This window comes from Streptomyces sp. NPDC006602, from assembly GCF_042870385.1.
Lineage (GTDB): Bacteria > Actinomycetota > Actinomycetes > Streptomycetales > Streptomycetaceae > Streptomyces.
In genome coordinates, this window is record NZ_JBIAHG010000006.1 from 217,213 (window position 1) to 233,266 (window position 16,054).

Below are 16,054 nucleotides of genomic sequence, written 5' to 3' on the forward strand. Positions count from 1 at the left end.
CCAGATCTACCGGGCGTGAGCAGTCCGTCTCGGAGGGTTGCCGGAAACCGGGACGCGGCGGGGTGGAGGGGAGTATCTTGCCCGCCTGGCATATGCCATGCGTGCCATGCGGGGGCCGTGCGGCGCACGGTGCCCATGTGGCGTACCCGGCTCACACCGGGTCGGCGTGCCCCGGTCCCTCGGCGCCCCGCAGCAGGTCGCGGCCGAACTCGACCATCTTCTTCGCGTAGTCCTCGGTCCACTCGGCCCGCGCGGCGATGTCCGCCGGCGTCAGCCGGTCGAAGCGGCGCGGGTCGGCCAGCTGGGCCGCCGCGATCGCCTGGAACTCCACGGCACGGTCGGTCGCCGCGCGGAACGCGTGCGTCAGCTCCGTGGCACGGGCCAGCAGGGCGCGGGGGTCGTCCATCGACTCGAGATCGAAGAAACGCTCCGGGTCGTCGGCGACCTGCGCGGGCTCGAAGAGCAGGGGCGCGGGGCGTAGCCGCGGTTCGTTCCGACGCGGCTGGGGCTCCGCCATGTCTTCTCCTCCTCGTACGTCACGGATGACCCGTCGTTGAGTGGGCCACCGTCCATTGTCCCGCGCCCGCGCAAGAGGGCCGGGTGCCTCCGGGAGTCACAAGGTGTTGAGGCCACCCGATGTTCCCGGAGCCGGTCACGGTCGCCAGGCCACCTTGTGCTCCGCCAGGTGCGCCAGCACCGCGTGGTTCGCCTCCCAGCCGTCCGGGAACTTCACCAGCGTTCCCAGCTGGACCGGTTCCGTCGACGGATAGTCGTCGAGCAGGTCGGTGACCCCCGCGCGGCAGACCACGATGCACGCGTGCCGGTGGCGGGAGGCGAGGACGCACAGGCGGCCCGTCTCCAGGTGGAAGGCGGTGGCGTCGGGGCGGCCGGAGAGGGGGTGGAGGACGACCGTGACGTCGTATTCGCGGCCCTGGAGGCGGTTCGCGGTGTCGACGGTCACGTCCATGACGCCCAGCTCGGCCAGGGCCGCGCGGACCGCCGCCGCCTGGTCCCGGTGGGCCGTGCCGACGGCGATCCGGTCGGCGGTGAGGGGTGTGGGGTCGGGGGAGCGCTCCGACGTGGCCGCGCCGCCCCGGTCGAGCAGCCGTCGTACGACCGTCGCGACGGCCCGCACCGCCTCGGGATCCGTCCGCGGGGTGTGCCGCGCGGGCAGCTCCAGCAGGCCCCAGCCGGACTCGGCCGCCTCGTCGATCACCCGGTCGGGACCGGAACCGTCCGACGGGACCGCGAGACTGAGACGGCGGTCGTCGTGGCCGGTGCCGCTGCGGAACGGCGTGTACGGGTAGAAGGCGTCGGAGACCAGGGGCGCGGCCGAGGCCGGGAGCCGCCAGGACACCGGCAGGCGGTGCTGCGGCAGCTCGGGGTTGTGGGCGAGCAGGGTCGTCACGGCGGAGCCCGAGGGGTCGTACGACAGGCCCGCCCACTGCTCGCTGCCGACGATCGCGAACGGGTCCAGCTGGCCAGGGTCGCCCACGAACAGCGCCCGCTCGAACAGCCCGGCCACGGCGAGCAGCGCGTCCGAGCGCATCTGGTAGGCCTCGTCGACGATGGCGTGCCGCCACGGTTCGTCGACCTTGACGTGCCCCCACTTGGCGGCCGTGGAGATCACCACCGCGAGCCCGGTGAGGTCGCCCGCCTTCGCCGACTTCCGGACGTTCGGCAGGTCGTCGAGCGCCTTGTCGTACGGGTCGGCGTCACTGCTGTGCAGCCGACCGACCGGCAGGTCGGGGTTCTTCTCGGCGAGCCTCAGCACGAGGTCGTCGACCTGGGCGTTGGTCTGCGCGACCACCATCAACGGGCGCCCCGCGTCGGCGAGCTCCAGCGCTGCACGCACGACGAGCGTCGACTTGCCGGCGCCGGGCGGGGAGTCGACGACGACACCGCGCGCCGATCCGTGCAGGGTGTCGTGGAGGATCGCCCCGGTGGCGCGGGATGCTTCGGCGCCGGGATCGAAGGCGGTCACAGGAGGTCCTCCGCGGTCAGGGGGTCGGGAGCCGGTGTCGTCGGCTCGCCCGGCGGCCCGCCGTGCGTCCACGGGGTGTTCTCCGGGTCGGGCAGCTTCGCGCCGCCGCGCTGCTCATGCTCGAAGAGGGTGAAGCAGACCGGGTCGCCCTTCTCGGGCACGGAACCGGCCTCGGGCTCCTTGCCGCGGCCCATCTTGTCGACGATCCGCAGGACGAGCAGATCCTCTGCCTCCCGGCCCACGAACTCGGCCGCCTGCGGCTTCCCGCCCAGCGAGCGGTACACCTTCACGCGCTCCCCGAGATGCGGCCGGTCGTCCGTCCGTACGGTCACCAGCGGGCGCGGGCTCGGCCGCCTGCCCTCGCTGTACGCCATGACGACGTCCGTGACCTCGCCCGCGAACGCCTCACCGGCCAGCCGCCGGCCCGCCATCACCAGCGGGTCGTCGAGGGCCTCCTGCGCCTCCAGGCGGGCCTGTTCGCGCTCGCGCGCGGCGAGCTTGTTCGCGGCGGTGACCGCGTCGTCGCGGCGCGGCTGCGGGGGCTCGCCGGCCAGCACACGGTCGCGGTGGCCGGTGAACGACCAGCGGTCGCGCGTCCACCGCTCCTCGACGTGCGCGCCCTCGGGCAGCTCCCGCAGCAGCTCCAGGCCACGCCACACCGCGTCCCAGGTGGGGCGGGTCCGGCTCGCCACCAGGGCGCGGATCTCCTGCTCGGCGGCGGTGAGGATGCCGAGCCGGTCGTCGGCCTGCAGACCGTCCTCTGCGGCGGCGAGGGCGAGGCGGGCGCGGTCGTAGTGCTCGAAGGCGGGGGCGAGGAGCTTGTTGTCGAACGCCGGGTCGGTGGCCGGGCCGGCGGGCGGGCACAGCAGCTGGCCCTGGGGGTCCCGCGCCAGCTCGGCCCTGAGCGCGGCCTCGGCGCCGATGGTCCCCTCCGGCGGGTCGATCCAGGCGAGCAGCGCGCCGAGATGCTGGTCCTCCAGGGTCGACTGGCCGGTCGCCCAGTGCCGGGCCAGCACGTCGGTCATGGCCAGCAGCAGCGAGGAGCCGGGCACGCGGGCGCGCTCCCCGAAGTGGGTCAGCCAGCGGCCGAGCAACGGCAGCCGGGGCGGCGCAGGGTACGGCGTCTCCGGGTCCTGTTCCGCCGTACGCCTGAAGCGCATGGAGCGCCCGAGCAGCCGTACGAACTCGACGCCGGCGCGGCTCGGCACGATCAGCTGCGGTGCGTCCGTGCACAGCTCGACCTCGACCTTGACCCGCTTGCCGGTCTCGGGGTCGGTCTCGGTGCGCTCGGCCGCCTCGACGGACCCGGCATACGCGTCGAGGTACGGCAGGACGACGTCGGCCAGCTCCGCCAGGAACGCGAACCGGAGGTCACGGTCGCGCGGCTGCGGTACGACCAGCAGGTGCGGGGCGTCCCGGTCGGTCCCCACCAGCGCGCCGAGCGGGGCACCGGCCTCACCGGCGGTGGTGAGCGGCACGAAGACGAGGGGGTGCTCGGACAGCCGCCGGTGCCGCACCGTGGCGGCGGGCTGCGCGCGGCCGGCGCTGACGGCTTCGAGACGGGCGAGGGTGGAGATCAGCGACATGCGGCCACCCCCTGGCCGAGGGCCTCTGCCCTCAGCTCGGCCGCCCGCCTGAGCGCCGCCACCGCCGGATCGTCCGGATCGCCGGTCTCCCCGCAGGCCGCCGCCAGGACCTCCTCGACCGTGGTCAGGCCGCCGAGTTCGGCGCGCACCGAGCGGCCGAGGGAGGTCACCGCGCCATCCGTGCGGGAGCGGTCCCGGCAGTGGAAGGCCAGCTCGCACGCGGACAGGCACTCGGGCGCGTAGGTCGCCGGGACCGCCTCCACGGCCGCCGTCAGCTCGTCGGCGGGCAGTTCGGGCGAGAAGCAGGTGCCCTCGGGGAGGGCGTCGGCGATGTCCTGGACGCGAGTGAGGCGGGCCAGTTGGCGGGCGGTCACCGCGCGCTGCTTTCGGACGTCGACGGCGGACGCGGTGGCGAGGTTGGAGAAGTCCTTCGGGCAGACGAGGAGGACGTGGTGGCGCACGCGTGGAGGTGGATCGAGGCGGGCAGCCACCTCCTCCAGCGCCAGCACGTACACCGCGGCCTGCCGGGCTGCGGCGCCCACCTTCGCCGGGTCGGCCGAACCGTCCAGCATCGGGAAGGACTTGATCTCCACGACCGTCCAGCTGCCGTCCGGGTGCACGACCACCGCGTCCGGCTCCAGGAAGGCGGGCGAACCGGCGACGTCGAGCGCCAGCATCGGGTGGTCGAGGAGCGCCCAGCCGCCGGCCGCGGTGGCGTCGCGCAGGGCCAGGGCCGTACGCGCGGTGCGGCCCTCGGGGCCGATCGCCGTCAGCTCGGGCACCTGGGCGTCCGACGGCGGCTCGGCCTTGCGGTCCAGCTTCTCGTGCACCAGCCGCAGCAGCTCCGCGCCACCGTCCGCCTTCACCCGCGCCTCGAACGCGTTGCCCCGCGTGAGGGCGAACTGCGACTGGCCGAAGGCCGACGGCGAGCCCAGCGCGTCCGCCAGCGCCGCCTTGTTCACCCCGGCGCCGTCGAGGATCGCCCGCCGCTTGCAGCCGGGGTTGGCGGCGAGTGCCGCAAGGGCGCGCGCGTCCAGAGCCTTGGCCGGTACCTCGGGACCGCGCAGCTCAGCGAGCCGCTGCCGCAGCCCCGTCTCCCGCGTCCGTGGGAGCGGCACTCGGCTCGGCTCCGCCTGCGAACTGTGACTCGCGCTGCCGTCGAATGTGCTCACCCGCGGAAGTCTGGCATCCGGCACTGACAATTGAGGCAGGTGTGCCGGGAGAGTCCGCCCCGACGCCCAGGAAACGCGCCCGCATCGGCTCCATGGCCCGACCCCCGTACCGCATGACGTGCGGCGCGAGCAGCAGCCCGGCCCCCATCACGACCGCCCCCGCGACCGCGTCGAGGAAGTAGTGGTTCGCGGTGCCCATCACCACGATCGTGGTCACCAGCGGATAGCCGACACCGGCGGCCTTCGCCGTACGCGTCCTGCCGTACTTCCACAGCATCACCCCGCACCACAGCGCCCAGCCCACGTGCAGGCTCGGCATGGCCGCGTACTGGTTCGTCATACCGCCGAGACCCCGCGGGGCACTCGCCTCGCCGCCCCACCAGCCGTACGAGCTGTACTGGGCCATCGTGTCGACGAAGCCGTGGCCGGAGGAGAGCAGTCGGGGCGGGCAGGTCGGGAGCAGGGTGAAGCCGATCAGACCTATGAAGGTGGACGTCATCAGCCAGGTGCGGGCCATGCGGTACTGCACGGCACGGGACCTGAACAGCCAGACCAGGATCACCGGAGTGACCAGGTAGTGCAGCGACGCGTACCAGAAGTCGGCCGGGACGCCGATCCACGCCTCGGTCGTGAAGAGGCGGTTGAGCGGATGCTCCGCGTTGATGTGCAGGAACTTCTCGACGCGCAGGAGCGCCAGACCGTGGTCGACGGCACTCGTGACGTCGCCCCGGGCGAGGAGCCGGCCGGCCGAGTAACAGGCGTACACCAGCACGATCAGTGGCAGCTCCGTCCACCAGAGCAGCCGGGTTCGCTGGGCAACCTCGATGCCCGGTGTCTCGGTCTGCGGCATCCGATCGCCCTCCCCCTTCGTCTCGCCCGGTGTCCGGCGTCTCGGTCCGGTCGTGCCACTTTACGGCGCATGCGCGCGCCCTCGTGGCACGCCCCCGGCCCTCAAAGACGCAGAGATCGCCCGCCGGGTTGCCCCCGTACAGCGTGCGCGATGATGGGGTGGCCCCGCCTCTCGTTTCTCCCGGAAGGGTCTCTTCATGGCACCGCGCATCCTGCTGGCCCGGCACGGACAGACGGAGTGGTCGCTGTCCGGCAAGCACACCGGCAGGACCGACGTACCGCTCCTCGAAGAGGGCAGGCGCGGCGCCAAACTGCTCGGCGAGCGCCTGCACCGGGCGCCGTTCGAGGGCCTGGCCGGGGTCGAGGTGCGATCCAGTCCGCTGGCACGCGCGCGTGAGACCTGCGAACTCGCCGGCTTCGGCGAGCGCGCGAGCACCTGGGACACGCTCATGGAGTGGGACTACGGCTCCTACGAGGGGATGACCCCGTTGGAGATCCAGGACATCCGGCCCGGCTGGCTCATCTGGCGCGACGGCGTGCCCGGGGGCGAGTCGCTCGCCGAGGTGACCGCCCGGGCGGACGAGGTGGTGGCCTGGGCGCGTGCGCAGGACCGGGACGTGCTGGTCTTCGCGCACGGGCACATACTCCGGTCCATCGGCGCGAGGTGGTTGGGGCTGCCGATCGACTTCGCGGCGCGGATCAGGCTCAACCCGACGTCCTTGTCGGTGCTCGGGTGGGCTTACGGGGAGGCGGCGATCGAGAGCTGGAACGATGTGGGGCACCTCACGGTGTAGCGCGGCGCTGGTGCCGACGGGTGGGTCGCTCGGCGGCGCCGGCCGGGCGCCGCCCCCACTCTCGACTTCGCTCGAGCGGGGGGATCCCCATCGCCCCAGCGGCGCGACTGCCCGCGGCTACGCCGTGCGCGGCAGGCTCGCGTGCCGTTCCAGGAACGTCGACACCCCCGACGCCCGCCGATGGGGCAGCAACACCCTCGCCGTGCCCGCGAGCATCGTCTGGATCCTGGACGACTGGACCTCGTCCAGCAGGTCCAGCACCCGCATCCCGGCCGCCGCGGCCTCGTCGGGATGTCCCCCGCGGGCCAGGTCGTCCGCCAGTTCCGCCGTGTAGAGGGCGATGTTCCGGGTGAAGTGCGGGTCTTGGAGCTGCGCCGCACGGCCCGCGTGCCGGGCCGCGCGCCGCCAGTCGCCGAGTGTCGACCAGCACTGCGCCTCCAGCCCCTCCAGCTCGGCCTCTCCGTAGAAGCTCATCCACTCGGGGTCGGCGTCCGAGCGGCCTCGCTCGAAGAGGGCCTGCGCGCGGGCGAGTGCCTGTTCGCAGCCGGTGCGGTCGGCGAGCGCGGCCCAGCCGCCCGCCTCGCGCAGCGCGAGCAGCGACATCAGCCGGGCGGAACCCAGCGGGCGCCCGACGCGTTGCGCGGCCTGCGCGGCGCGTACCGCCTCCCGCGGCCGGCCCGCGTCCCGCGCGAGGAAGGCCGTATTGCAGAAAGCGTGAGCCTCCAGGCCCGGGTCCCCGGTCATCCGGGCGGTCGCGAGCGCCTCCGCGTAGTGCGAGCGGGCGTCGTCGAAGCGGCCCGAGTCGTGGGCCAGCCAGCCCACCGAGATGGCCAGTTCACCGGCGCCCGAGTGGAGCCGTTCGGCGGTCGTCTGCCGGGTCGTGTCGGCGTCGAGCAGGGCGTAGGCGGCGCGCAGCGGGGCGGCCGCGCGCCGGTAGAGGCCGTCCGCGCCGTGCCGGTCGTCGAGCAGCCGGATCCTGCGGACGGCCTCTTCGAGGGCGCCCGCCTCGCTCGTCCCGACGCGCCGTACGGGGCGTTCCGCCGCCGAGACGTCGAAGGCGAGTGTCAAAGGGCTCAGCGAGGCGGCGGCCATCGTGGCGCCCCCGCTGGTCATGAATGCGCGACGCAGCACGTCGCTCTCCTCGTGGTTGTCGTGCGTCTCGTACGGGTTCTGCGCTTCATACGGCTCGTACGCCCCAGGCGTCTCACCCGCGGTGCCCACCAGGGGCGTGGCGCGTGAGGGGGGCGCGTCCTCGGGTACGTGCGCCCGGCGTCCTCGTACGGACGAGCGGGGTGCGAACCCGAGGTCGGTGAGCGTGCGGCCGGGGAACATGTGCAGGAACACCCGTTCGTACGCATAGTTGGGACAGCGGATCTCACCCGCCTCGACCCGGCCGACATAGCGTGCGTCGCAGCTGACCCGCTCGCCGATCTCGCGGGCGGCCCGCCGTACCGCCGCGGCGAACTCGGCCGGCGAGCGCCGGCCGCGCAACTGCCGGAACGCGAGGTTGGGCTGTGGTGGTCTGGGGGACTGGGACGGGGTCACCATTGACGACGCCATGGCCGGGTCCTCTCGTGCGAACCGTCGAACCATGCCGGAACCACGGTGGATTCACGGTTGATTCACGGTGAGTTGTCCGTGTGACACCCCGTTTCCGGCGGGCAAGACCGTACCCGCTGTGTCGGACCCGCCACGCGACGTTTGGCTACAAACCGGATATCTCATCCGGGATCTGCCATGAACTGCCATCCTTTGCGGCGGACTTCCGCCGTAGCCGTTGACAGGTGGACGCGTTGAACCCTGTGGACCGGGAGCCGCCCGACTCCCGACCCGTTCGTTGGAGGAGTGGTTCCGTGGTGGAGGCCGACATGGAGACCAGACACAGTGTCGACCCTTGTATGTCACTTTCGTCCAGTACGCCGCTTTCCTGTCCGGACGCCGCGTGCGATGTCGTCACGGTGCCCACGCGGCACGGGCTCGAGGCGGTCGACATCCTGCGGCGCGGGGCGGGCGACGACGCGGTCGGGCCCGTCCTGCATGACGACGACTGCGGCACGCTGGGGTTCGTGGTGCCGCCGGGGACCGCGGCCGGGTGGGACGTGCCGGGCAGTACCTGTACGGAGACGGACGGGCGGGGGCTGCGGCTGAGCCCCGAGCCGCCGGTGGAGGGCTCGGACTGGTTGCTGCCACCGGGGGACACGGATCTCGCGACGGATCCGGCGGTGCTGAGAGCCGCGCTGGGGGAGGCGGCTCGGTTGATCGAGGCGGCGGACAACTGCCGGTGAGGTGTCTCGGGCGGTGAGCGGCGCTTGGGCTGAGCGGGGTGGGTGCGCAGCCCGGCGCCACGGGGTGCCGCCTGCGCCCACCCTCCCCCACTCTCGGCTTCGCTCGAGCGGGGGCCCCATCGCCCTGCGGCACGACTGCCCGCAGGCTGACGGCCGGCCCAAGCGGCACGACCGGCCGCAGGCTGACCGGGTCGCCCCGGCGGCCCGACGGGCTGCGACTGAGACAATGGCGCAATGGGAAAGTCCAGGAACGCTCGGCGCGGGAGTGGGGTCGCCGTCGCTGTCGTCGAGGCCGTCGACGGTGGGCTTGCCGAGCTCATACCCGATCGGGACCGGGCGCGGGCCTGGACGCTGCTTGTCGACGGGGCGCCGCAGTCACATGTCGATCTCGACGACCCGGCGTATCTGTCCTTCGAGTACCAGCGGCGGCTCGGGCACGTCATCGACCTGGCCGCCCCACCCGGCAGGCCCGTGCACGCCGTGCACCTCGGCGGTGGCGCGTTCACCCTCGCCCGTTACGTCGCCGCCACCCGCCCCCGCTCCACCCAGCAGGTCGTCGAACGCGACGCGGCCCTCGTCCAACTGGTTCGCCGGGAGCTGCCGTTGGACACGGGGGCCCGGATCCGGGTGCGTTCCGTGGACGCCCGTGAAGGTCTCGCCAAGGTGCCCGACGGTTGGGCCGACCTCGTCATCGCCGACGTGTTCAGCGGCGCCCGCACCCCCGCCCACCTCACCTCGACCGAGTTCCTCGACGAGGTCCGCCGGGCCCTGAAGCCGGGCGGTCTCTACGCCGCCAACCTCGCCGACGGGCCGCCGCTCGCCCACCTGCGCGGCCAGATCGCCACCGCGGCCGCCCGCTTCCCGGAACTCGCCCTGGTCGCCGACCCGACCGTCCTGCGCGGCAAACGCTTCGGCAACGCGGTCCTCGTCGCCTCCGACCACCCGCTTGCGATCGCCGAACTCACCCGCCGCGCGGCCTCCGACCCGCACCCGGGCCGCGTCGAACACGGCAGGCAGCTCACCGACTTCACGGGCGGCGCCGGACCGGTGAGCGACGCGGCCGCGGTGGCCTCTCCGGCGCCGCCGGCATCCGTGTTCCGGTGACGCGGTAGATCGCTAGTAGTTCCCGATCTCCACCCGCGGCGGCCCGTCGTGCCAGGTGCAGAACACCGACACCCGGTCCGCGCCCGAGGAGAACTCCACCCGGATCCACGACTCCGTCTTCCACACCTGCATCGACCAGCCGGTGCCGGGCGTCGCCGAGACCAGTGTCGCGGAGGTCCTGCCGAGGTCGAAGACCGCACGGCCGCCGTCGGTGTCGTAGCTCTTGACCTGGCCGGACGCGGTGGGGGAGGGACCGGCGCCCGTCGTCGCCGGGCTCGACGGGGTCCGCGTGGGGGTCGGGGACGGTTTGCGCGACGGGCTCTTGGACCGGGACGGCGTCGGCCGGTTCGTCGAGGACGCCAGTGGTTTCGACTCCTGCGTGGTCGCGTCGGCCGCCGTGACGGGCAGGGCGCGCGGCGGGTCGTACGCCGTGCCCGCCATCACCGTGTGGACGCCCCACCACGACAGCGTGGCCGCCGCGCCCGTGGCGAGCGTCCAAGCCAGGAGGTGTACGAGTCCTCTGCGCATCGCGGGCCAATACTGCCTCACAGGTCCCACCGGTGTCGCCCGCTCCCCGCCCTGTTTTCCACAGCCGGGAAGTTGTCCACAGGCGCCGGATGGGCCTGTGCGGCATGGCGTACGGTGCGGCGCATGGCAAGTGTGCTCGTGGTCGAGGACGACCAGTTCGTACGCTCGGCGCTCATCCGGCATCTGACCGACGCCGCCCACACGGTGCGCAGCGTCGGTACGGCTCTGGAGGCGCTGCGCGAGGTCGCCCATTTCCGTTTCGACGTGGTGATCCTGGACCTCGGTCTGCCCGATCTGGACGGCTCGGAGGCCCTGAAGATGCTGCGCGGCATCACCGACGTCCCCGTGATCATCGCCACCGCCCGGGACGACGAGACGGAGGTCGTCCGGCTGCTGAACGCGGGGGCGGACGACTACCTGACCAAGCCCTTCTCGGTCGAGCACCTGTCGGCACGGATGGCGGCCGTCCTACGGCGGTCCCGCACCGCCGCCGGGGATGCGCCGCCGGAGAGCGTGCTGCGCGTCGGCGGCCTGACCGTCGACCCGCTGCGCCGACAGGCCGAGCTGGACGGCGTACGACTGGACCTCACCCGGCGCGAGTTCGACCTGCTCGCCTTCCTGGCCGGCCGGCCCGGTGTCGTCGTACCCCGCAAGGAGCTGCTCGCCGAGGTCTGGCAGCAGTCGTACGGCGACGACCAGACCATCGACGTCCATCTGTCGTGGCTGCGGCGCAAGCTGGGCGAGACGGCGGCGAGCCCGCGCTATCTGCACACCCTGCGGGGCGTCGGCGTGAAGCTGGAGCCACCGGGATCGGGGCCGGCGCGATGAGATGGGCACTGGTCAAGGTCTCGCTGGCGGTCACCACCATGGTCGTGGTCGCCTTCGCGATCCCGCTCGGACTCGTCATCAAGGAGATGGCCCGGGACCGCGCCTTCTCCAACGCCGAACGGCAGGCAGCGGCCGTCGCCCCCGCCCTGTCCATCACCACCGACCGCGACCAGCTGGAGCGGGTCGTCGCCTCGGCCGGGTCGGACGCGGGCCTGGCCGTGCACATACCGGCGTCCGACGGCGCACCGGCCGTCGACCTCGGGCGGCGGCGCGCCGCCGACGGGGACATCGCGGCCGTGCGGAAGCTGGGCCGCGCCTCCACCAGCGATGTGTCCGGCGGCTCCACGCTGCTCCAGCCGGTCGCGCTGAGCTCCGGCGAGATCGCGGTCGTCGAGGTGTACGTCCCGGAGTCCGAGGTCAGCAACGGCGTCGCCACCGCCTGGGCGGTGCTCGCCGGGGTCGGTGCCGCGCTCGTCGTCGGCTCGGTCGCGGTCGCCGACCGGCTGGGTGTGCGGATGGTGCGGCCCGCGCAGCGCCTGGTCGAGGGCGCGCACGAACTGGGGGAGGGAAAGCTGGGGTCGAGGGTGCCGGAGGAGGGGCCGACCGAACTGCGACTGGCGGCGGTCGCGTTCAACTCCATGGCCGACCAGGTCGTACAGCTCCTCGCAAATGAGCGGGAGTTGGCGGCCGATCTGTCCCACCGGCTGCGCACGCCGCTGACCGTGCTGCGGTTGAACGCGGCCTCGCTCGGGGACGGGCCGGCCGCGGAGCAGACGCGGGCCGCGGTCGCCCAACTGGAGCGCGAGGTCGACACCATCATCCGTACCGCCCGGGACGCGAAACCGCAGACCGCGTCGGCCGGACCCGGCGCCGGGTGCGACGCGGCGGAGGTGGTGCGGGAGCGGATGGCGTTCTGGTCGGCGCTCGCGGAGGACGAGGGCCGCAAGTGGCGGGTGGCCGGGGCCGACCGGCCGGTGCGGATACCCGTGGCCCGCACGGACCTGGCCGCCGCCCTGGACGCCCTGCTCGGCAACGTCTTCCGGCACACCGCGGAGGGCACCGCCTTCGCGGTCGACCTGCACAACGGTGAGGACGCGGTGATCGTGCTGGTGTCCGACGCGGGGCCAGGCATACCCGACCCCGAGGCGGCGATGGCACGCGGCCGGGGTTCGGGAAGCGCCGGGTCGACCGGGCTCGGACTCGACATCGTGCGACGCCTCGCGGAGGAGACGGGCGGGGACGTGCGGATCGGGTCGTCGGTGCTCGGCGGGACCGAGGTGCGGATCTGGATCCAGCTGGACGGGCGCGAGCGGGCGCCGCTGAGGCGGGGGCACCGAGGCTCCGTACGACGCCGTCGGCCCGGCCGGCTGGTCTCTGCCCTCAACCGGTCCCGATCCCTTCCCTGAGTGCGCCCCCAAGATCACCGAAGAACGAAGGCAGACACGTGATGAGCAAGCACCGGCGCGAGGTGAGCGGTAGGAACAAGGCGGTCGGCGGGGCTGTCGCCGCGGTGGTCGGCTGCTCCACTCCGAAGGCGGGAGGGATCGTGTCGATTACGTTTCGACAAATGGGGCCGAAAGCTATTGACGTATGACCTGACATACGGCTGTCATTGCGCCATCGTGTTCGGTCAAGTTGATTTCTGGTTGATTCCGACTGGATCTCAAGCCAAGCGTGGCCGAACCCCGCCCGTGTGGCCGAACCCCGCCCGTCAGGAGCCGTTCATGCCCGACCTCTCTCCCTCCGGTCTCTCCTTCCCTTCCCCGAGTCGCCGCACCATGCTGCGCGGCCTGGGCGGCGCGGCCCTGCTCGGCGCCGGGATTCCCTTGCTCAGCGCCTGCGGCAGCAGCGGCTCGTCCGCCGACCCGAAGACGGTCACGCTCGGGTCCAACTCGTCGGACGCAGTGCCGAAGAAGGCGTTCGCGGAGATCTACGCGGCCTTCACGAAGCAGTCCGGGATCAAGGTCGACGTCAACACCAAGGACCACAACACGTTCCAGGAGCAGATCAACTCGTATCTGCAGGGCACGCCGGACGACGTGTTCACCTGGTTCGCGGGCTACCGGATGCAGTTCTTCGCGTCGAAGAAGCTGGCCACGCCGATCGACGACGTGTGGGCGAAGATAGCGGGCAACTTCCCCGAGGCGATGCAGAAGCTCAGCAAGGGCGAGGACGGCAAGTACTACTTCGTGCCGCTGTACACGTACCCGTGGGCGCTCTTCTACCGCAAGAGTGTCTTCAAGCAGCACGGCTACGAGGTTCCGACCACCTGGGACCAGCTGGTCGCCCTGTGCAAGCAGATGAAGAAGGACGGCCTGGTCCCGATAGCCTTCGGCGACAAGGACGCCTGGCCCGCGATGGGCACCTTCGACCAGATCAACTTCCGCACCAACGGCTACGACTTCCACGTCGATCTGATGGGCGGCAAGGCCTCCTGGACCGACGCCAAGGTGAAGGCCGTCTTCGACCACTGGTCCGAGATCCTGCCTTACCACCAGGAGGGCGCGGTCGGCCGCACCTGGCAGGACGCCGCGCAGACCCTGGTGTCGAAGAAGGCCGGCATGTATCTGCTGGGCACGTTCGTCGGCCAGCAGTTCACCAACCCGGCCGACCTGGAGGACCTCGACTTCTTCGCCTTCCCGGAGATCGACCCGGCCTACGGCCAGGACACCGTGGAGGCGCCGACCGACGGCTTCATGCTCTCCAAGTCCCCCAAGAACGAATCGGGCGCGGCCAAGCTGCTGGAGTACCTGGGCAGCCCTGAGGCCGAGGAGATCTACCTCAAGGCCGACTCCAGCGTGGTGGCCGCCTCCAGCAAGGCCGACACCTCGTCGTACACGCCGCTGCAGAAGAAGGCGTACGAGATGATCTCCGGCGCGAAGAGCCTGACGCAGTTCATGGACCGCGACAGCCGCCCGGACTTCACCTCCACGGTGATGCAGCCCGCGCTGCAGAACTTCGTCCGCAACCCCAAGAACGTCGACAGCATCCTGTCGTCGATCGAACGCCAGAAGAAGACGATCTTCGCGTCCGCGTGAGCGGGGCGAGTGAGAGCGACATGACGACGACGCCCACCAAGGACCAGGAGGCGGCCCCGCCGCCTCCCGGCCCCGCTTCCGTCAAGAGCCCCAAGAGGGCACCCGCGGGGCACAACCGCCTGCTCACCCGCCGTGACCGCGTCACGCTCGGCCTGATGGCGGGTGTGCCGACGATCCTGCACGTCGCCCTGGTGTGGGTGACCGCGCTCGCTTCGATCGCGCTCGCCTTCACCACCTGGGACGGCATCGGGTTCGACTCGATCAAGTGGGTCGGGCTGGACAACTTCAAGCAGTTGTTCACCGACAACCCGCAGTTCTGGCCCGCCGTCCAGCACAACGTGATCTGGTTCGTCGTGCTCATCCTGATCCCGACCCCGCTCGGGCTCTTCCTGGCGGTCCAGCTGGACAAGAAGATCCGCTTCAGCCGGGTCTACCAGACCGCGTTCTTCCTGCCGGTCGTGATGTCCCTGGCCGTCATCGGCTTCGTCTGGCAGCTGATCTACAACCCGGACACGGGCCTGATCAACAGCGTCATCGGGGCCAACAAGCCCGGCCACTACATCGACTGGATCGGCGACCCGAACCTCAACCTGTGGGCCATCCTGGTCGCCGCCTCCTGGCGGCACGCCGGCTACATGATGATCCTCTACCTGGCCGGCCTCAAGGGCGTGGACCCGTCCCTGCGGGAGGCCTCCGCGCTGGACGGCGCGAACGAGTGGCAGACGTTCAAGAACGTCATCTTCCCCACCCTGCGTCCCACGAACACCGTGGTCCTGGTCGTGACGATCATCGAGGCGCTGCGTGCCTTCGACCTGGTCTTCGTCTTCAACAAGGGCGCCCAGGGCACCGAGTTGCTGTCGATCCTGGTCACCAACAACATCATCGGCGAGTCCAGCCGTATCGGGTACGGGTCGGCGATCGCCGTCGTCCTGCTGGTGATCTCCCTCGCGGTGATCATCCCGTATCTGATCGCGACCTTCCGGAAGGAGCGGCGCGCATGAGCACCGTCACCGGCGCTCTCAAGCAGCGCACCCCCCTGCGCCCCGCCCGGATCCTGCTGCACACCTTCCTCGTGGTCACGTCACTGGCGTGGCTGGCCCCGCTGCTGTGGGCGCTGTACGCGGCCCTGCGCCCCTACGGCGAGACCAGCGACAAGGGCTATGTCTCCTGGCCGGACAAGCTGAGCTTCGCCAACTTCACCAACGCGTTTCAGCAGTCGGACATGCTGCACTACTTCGGCAACACGCTGATCATCGCGGTTCCGGCCGTGCTGGTGACGCTGCTGCTGTCGTCGATGGTCGCCTTCTACGTCAGCCGCTTCGACTTCCGCGTCAACCTGTTCCTGCTGCTGGTCTTCACCGCCGGCAACCTGCTCCCGCAGCAGGTCATCATCACCCCGCTGTACCGCATGTACCTGCTCATCGACCTGCCCGGCATCACGATGAGCGGCAAGCTGTACGACTCCGCGCTCGGCCTGGTCCTGATCCACGTGGCGTTCCAGTCCGGCTTCTGCACCTTCGTGCTGAGCAACTACATGCGCTCGCTGCCGCACGAGCTGACCGAGGCCGCGCTGGTGGACGGCGCCTCGGTGTGGCGCCTGTACTGGCAGATCGTGCTGCCGCTGTGCAAGCCCGCGATGGCCGCCCTGGCCACGCTGCTGTCCATCTGGATCTACAACGACTTCTTCTGGGCGCTCGTGCTCATCTCCACCGGCGAGAACATGCCGATCACCTCGGCGCTGAACAACCTCTCCGGCCAGTACTTCACCGACCCCAACCTGGTCGCCGCCGGCGCCCTCCTCACCGCGATCCCCACCCTGATCGTCTACTTCGCACTCCAACGCCAGTTCGTCAGCGGCCTCACCCTCGGCGCCAACAAGGGCTGAC

General features: G+C 71.6%; 15 protein-coding genes. 8 read left to right on the forward strand and 7 right to left on the reverse strand.

Annotation, left to right across the window (positions count from 1 at the left end; genetic code table 11):
- Positions 1–151: 151 nt before the first annotated feature.
- From ACFYO2_RS18915 to ACFYO2_RS18935, 5 genes are all read right to left on the reverse strand, one after another.
- Positions 152–517, reverse strand: coding sequence for a hypothetical protein (locus ACFYO2_RS18915; protein ID WP_388349981.1), 366 nt, complete (start codon positions 515–517; stop codon positions 152–154).
- Between the two features lie 135 nt (positions 518–652).
- Positions 653–1,984: an AAA domain-containing protein gene (locus ACFYO2_RS18920; protein ID WP_388349983.1), complete on the reverse strand. Its 1,332-nt coding sequence runs from the start codon at positions 1,982–1,984 to the stop codon at positions 653–655.
- Positions 1,981–3,570: a hypothetical protein gene (locus ACFYO2_RS18925; RefSeq protein WP_388349985.1), complete on the reverse strand. Its 1,590-nt coding sequence runs from the start codon at positions 3,568–3,570 to the stop codon at positions 1,981–1,983. Before ACFYO2_RS18925 ends, ACFYO2_RS18920 begins: the two co-directional genes overlap by 4 nt.
- On the reverse strand, positions 3,561–4,688 hold the full coding sequence (locus ACFYO2_RS18930; RefSeq protein WP_388350398.1) for a hypothetical protein: 1,128 nt from the start codon (positions 4,686–4,688) through the stop codon (positions 3,561–3,563). Before ACFYO2_RS18930 ends, ACFYO2_RS18925 begins: the two co-directional genes overlap by 10 nt.
- A complete protein-coding gene (locus ACFYO2_RS18935; protein ID WP_388349987.1) occupies positions 4,639–5,592 on the reverse strand; it encodes a phosphatase PAP2 family protein in 954 nt (317 codons plus the stop codon). Before ACFYO2_RS18935 ends, ACFYO2_RS18930 begins: the two co-directional genes overlap by 50 nt.
- Before the next feature lie 196 nt (positions 5,593–5,788).
- On the opposite strand from ACFYO2_RS18935, the gene ACFYO2_RS18940 reads away from it, so the two are divergent.
- A complete protein-coding gene (locus ACFYO2_RS18940) occupies positions 5,789–6,385 on the forward strand; it encodes a histidine phosphatase family protein (protein WP_388349988.1) in 597 nt (198 codons plus the stop codon).
- A gap of 117 nt (positions 6,386–6,502) precedes the next feature.
- Here ACFYO2_RS18940 and ACFYO2_RS18945 read toward each other — a convergent pair whose 3' ends face one another.
- On the reverse strand, positions 6,503–7,945 hold the full coding sequence (locus tag ACFYO2_RS18945) for a hypothetical protein (protein ID WP_388349990.1): 1,443 nt from the start codon (positions 7,943–7,945) through the stop codon (positions 6,503–6,505).
- A 308-nt stretch (positions 7,946–8,253) separates the two neighbouring features.
- On the opposite strand from ACFYO2_RS18945, the gene ACFYO2_RS18950 reads away from it, so the two are divergent.
- Positions 8,254–8,670, forward strand: a complete 417-nt coding sequence (locus ACFYO2_RS18950) for a hypothetical protein (protein ID WP_388350401.1) — start codon at positions 8,254–8,256, stop codon at positions 8,668–8,670.
- Between the two features lie 234 nt (positions 8,671–8,904).
- Positions 8,905–9,774, forward strand: a complete 870-nt coding sequence (locus tag ACFYO2_RS18955; RefSeq protein ID WP_388349992.1) for a spermidine synthase — start codon at positions 8,905–8,907, stop codon at positions 9,772–9,774.
- Positions 9,775–9,786: 12 nt separating this feature from the next.
- Here the strand turns inward: ACFYO2_RS18955 and ACFYO2_RS18960 are convergent, their stop codons facing one another.
- Positions 9,787–10,302, reverse strand: a complete 516-nt coding sequence (locus ACFYO2_RS18960; protein WP_388349994.1) for a hypothetical protein — start codon at positions 10,300–10,302, stop codon at positions 9,787–9,789.
- Positions 10,303–10,425: 123 nt separating this feature from the next.
- On the opposite strand from ACFYO2_RS18960, the gene ACFYO2_RS18965 reads away from it, so the two are divergent.
- From ACFYO2_RS18965 to ACFYO2_RS18985, 5 genes are all read left to right on the forward strand, one after another.
- Positions 10,426–11,130, forward strand: coding sequence for a response regulator transcription factor (locus tag ACFYO2_RS18965; protein WP_388349996.1), 705 nt, complete (start codon positions 10,426–10,428; stop codon positions 11,128–11,130).
- On the forward strand, positions 11,127–12,536 hold the full coding sequence (locus ACFYO2_RS18970) for a sensor histidine kinase (RefSeq protein ID WP_388349998.1): 1,410 nt from the start codon (positions 11,127–11,129) through the stop codon (positions 12,534–12,536). Before ACFYO2_RS18965 ends, ACFYO2_RS18970 begins: the two co-directional genes overlap by 4 nt.
- Before the next feature lie 318 nt (positions 12,537–12,854).
- Positions 12,855–14,168 carry an ABC transporter substrate-binding protein gene (locus tag ACFYO2_RS18975; RefSeq protein ID WP_388350000.1) on the forward strand — a complete coding sequence of 438 codons (1,314 nt, stop codon included), beginning with the start codon at positions 12,855–12,857 and terminating at the stop codon, positions 14,166–14,168.
- A 20-nt stretch (positions 14,169–14,188) separates the two neighbouring features.
- The gene (locus ACFYO2_RS18980; protein ID WP_388350002.1) at positions 14,189–15,169 is read left to right on the forward strand and encodes a carbohydrate ABC transporter permease; all 981 of its coding nucleotides are present in this window, start codon (positions 14,189–14,191) and stop codon (positions 15,167–15,169) included.
- Complete coding sequence (locus tag ACFYO2_RS18985) at positions 15,166–16,053, forward strand: carbohydrate ABC transporter permease (RefSeq protein ID WP_388350004.1); 888 nt, start codon at positions 15,166–15,168, stop codon at positions 16,051–16,053. Before ACFYO2_RS18980 ends, ACFYO2_RS18985 begins: the two co-directional genes overlap by 4 nt.
- The last annotated feature ends 1 nt before the right edge of the window (position 16,054 follow it).

What these genes read in the sequence shown, in the direction of transcription:
- ACFYO2_RS18915 (WP_388349981.1), bottom strand. Translation starts at nt 517, where the DNA reads ATGGCGGAGCCCCAGCCGCGTCGGAACGAACCGCGGCTACGCCCCGCG.
- ACFYO2_RS18925 (WP_388349985.1), bottom strand. Translation starts at nt 3,570, where the DNA reads ATGTCGCTGATCTCCACCCTCGCCCGTCTCGAAGCCGTCAGCGCCGGC.
- ACFYO2_RS18935 (WP_388349987.1), bottom strand. Translation starts at nt 5,592, where the DNA reads ATGCCGCAGACCGAGACACCGGGCATCGAGGTTGCCCAGCGAACCCGG.
- ACFYO2_RS18940 (WP_388349988.1), top strand. Translation starts at nt 5,789, where the DNA reads ATGGCACCGCGCATCCTGCTGGCCCGGCACGGACAGACGGAGTGGTCG.
- ACFYO2_RS18945 (WP_388349990.1), bottom strand. Translation starts at nt 7,945, where the DNA reads ATGGCGTCGTCAATGGTGACCCCGTCCCAGTCCCCCAGACCACCACAG.
- ACFYO2_RS18950 (WP_388350401.1), top strand. Translation starts at nt 8,254, where the DNA reads ATGGAGACCAGACACAGTGTCGACCCTTGTATGTCACTTTCGTCCAGT.
- ACFYO2_RS18955 (WP_388349992.1), top strand. Translation starts at nt 8,905, where the DNA reads ATGGGAAAGTCCAGGAACGCTCGGCGCGGGAGTGGGGTCGCCGTCGCT.
- ACFYO2_RS18960 (WP_388349994.1), bottom strand. Translation starts at nt 10,302, where the DNA reads ATGCGCAGAGGACTCGTACACCTCCTGGCTTGGACGCTCGCCACGGGC.
- ACFYO2_RS18965 (WP_388349996.1), top strand. Translation starts at nt 10,426, where the DNA reads ATGGCAAGTGTGCTCGTGGTCGAGGACGACCAGTTCGTACGCTCGGCG.
- ACFYO2_RS18970 (WP_388349998.1), top strand. Translation starts at nt 11,127, where the DNA reads ATGAGATGGGCACTGGTCAAGGTCTCGCTGGCGGTCACCACCATGGTC.
- ACFYO2_RS18975 (WP_388350000.1), top strand. Translation starts at nt 12,855, where the DNA reads ATGCCCGACCTCTCTCCCTCCGGTCTCTCCTTCCCTTCCCCGAGTCGC.
- ACFYO2_RS18980 (WP_388350002.1), top strand. Translation starts at nt 14,189, where the DNA reads ATGACGACGACGCCCACCAAGGACCAGGAGGCGGCCCCGCCGCCTCCC.
- ACFYO2_RS18985 (WP_388350004.1), top strand. Translation starts at nt 15,166, where the DNA reads ATGAGCACCGTCACCGGCGCTCTCAAGCAGCGCACCCCCCTGCGCCCC.